This window comes from Hymenobacter terrestris, assembly GCF_013377905.1.
Classification (GTDB): Bacteria; Bacteroidota; Bacteroidia; order Cytophagales; family Hymenobacteraceae; genus Hymenobacter; species Hymenobacter terrestris.
In genome coordinates, this window is the sequence record NZ_JABKAV010000137.1 from 1 (window position 1) to 2068 (window position 2068).

Consider the following 2068-nt stretch of genomic DNA (forward strand, 5'->3'; position numbering starts at 1 on the left):
TGCATATCTCGGCACGAGGTAGGGGCGGGCCTTTCCCCCGCCCGTCGTTGAACGATTCAAACCAGGCCCGTTCGACGGCGGGGGGGGACAGGCCCCGTCCCTACATCGTGCTATACAACTTGGGTTTAAACCGCCCGCCGGCAGGCTCCGATCCGGGCCGGGGGGTTACCTTTGCAGGTGTGAAAAGCCGCTTCGCGTTTCAGCCGCGCTACTTCCTGTTCTGGCTGCTGTATTTCGGGCTGGTCAGGGGCCTGTTTCTGGTTTACTACCTGTCGCGCACCCTGGTGCTGCCGGCCGGCACGGTGCCGCGCATCTTCGGTTACGCGTTGCGGCTCGATGCTTCGGCGACGGCCTACCTGTGTCTGGCGCCCTTCCTACTGTTCGTGGTCGGCAGTCTGGCCGGACCGCGGTTCGGGCTGGCCCGCGGCTTGCGCGGAATTACCATGGTGTTGGTGGCGCTGGTGGCCCTGCTCACGGTAGCCGACCTGGCCCTGTACGGCCCCTGGGGCTTCCGGCTCGATGCTACGCCGCTGCAGTACCTGCGCACACCGGGCGAGGCGGCGGCTTCGGCCAGTGCGGGCCAGTTGGGACTGCTGCTGGGCTTGTGGCTGGCGCTGCTGGGCGCAGGCTGGGGCCTATATAAAGGAGTAGTGGGCCAGTTGCCCGAGTTGCCGGCCGGCTTCGGCCGGGGCAGGGCGGCGCTGGCGGGGCTGCTGTATCTGGTGCTGCTGCTGGTGCCGCTGCGCGGGGGCCTGCAGCAAATTCCCATCAACCAGGGCGACGTGTATTTCTCGGAAGCGCCTTTTGCCAACCACGCGGCCATCAACGTGCCCTGGAACGTGCTCAACTCGCTGCGGCTGCAAACCAGCACCCGCAACCCCTACAAGTTCCTGCCCGATACCACCGCCACCCGCCTCACCGCCAGCCTCTACGCCCCTTCCGGCCCCGATACGGTGCGGCTGCTGCGCCCCGGCCTGCAAAAGCCCAACGTGCTGTTCATCATTCTGGAGAGCTTTACCGGCAAGCTGGTAGGCCATTTGGGCGGCGAGCCGGGCATAACGCCCACCCTCGACAGTCTGAGCCGCACCGGCGTGACCTTCCGCAACGTGTTTGCGGCCGGCGACCGAAGCCAAAAGGGCCTCGTGGCGCTGCTTTCGGGCTACCCCAACCAGCCCGCCACCAGCATCATCAAGTACCCACGCAAAACCGAGCAGCTGCCCCACCTGGCCCGGGTGCTGCGCCGGAAGGGCTACGCCACGGCCTACTACCACGGCGGCGAGCTGGCCTTCGCCAACATGAAAAGCTACCTCGTCACGGCCGGCTATCAGCGCTTCACCGAGCGGGCCGACTTCGCCCGCCAGGACCAGAACGCCAAGTGGGGTGCCCACGACCACGTGTTGTTCAGGCGGATGCTGCAGGAACTGCCCGCCCAACCGGCGCCGTTCTTCATCACGGCCTTCACGCTGAGCAGCCACGAGCCCTTCGACGTGCCCATGCGTGCCCGCTTCTCGGGTACCGACGAGGCCAGCCGTTTCCGCAACTCCATGTATTACACCGACCACGTGCTGGGCCAGTTTCTGCAGCAGGCCCGCCAGCAGCCCTGGTGGGCCAATACGCTGGTAGTGCTGGTAGCCGACCATGGCCACCCCCAGCCCGGCAGCTCGCCCAACCACGACCCGGCCAAGTTCCGCATCCCGCTGCTGCTCACCGGCGGCGCGCTGGCCCCCGCCGCCCAGGGCCGACAGGTGCCCACCTACGGCTCGCAAACCGACGTAACCGCCACGCTGCTGCACCAGCTGAACCTGCCCGCCACCAACTTCCCCTGGAGCCGCGACCTGCTAGCCCCCGCCCCGGCCGCCTGGCCCGGCGGCGCGGCCCTCTACTCCTTCACCGACGGCTTCGGCGTAGCCACCCCCACCGGCACCGTCACCTACGACAACGTAGCCCGCCGCGTCATCGAGCGGGATTCAGCCGTTTCTCAGCGGCAGTTGCGCTTCGGGCAGGCGTATGAGCAGGTGTCTTTTAGGGATTTTTTGGGGAAGTGAGGAAGTAAGTGGTGCGTAGCTTA

1 protein-coding gene is annotated in these 2068 nt (G+C 66.9%); it reads left to right on the forward strand.

Translation table 11 applies throughout. The annotated features are described in order from the left end of the window. Positions 1-179: 179 nt before the first annotated feature. Complete coding sequence (locus HW556_RS18270; protein WP_176901550.1) at positions 180-2045, forward strand: LTA synthase family protein; 1866 nt, start codon at positions 180-182, stop codon at positions 2043-2045. Positions 2046-2068: the final 23 nt, after the last annotated feature.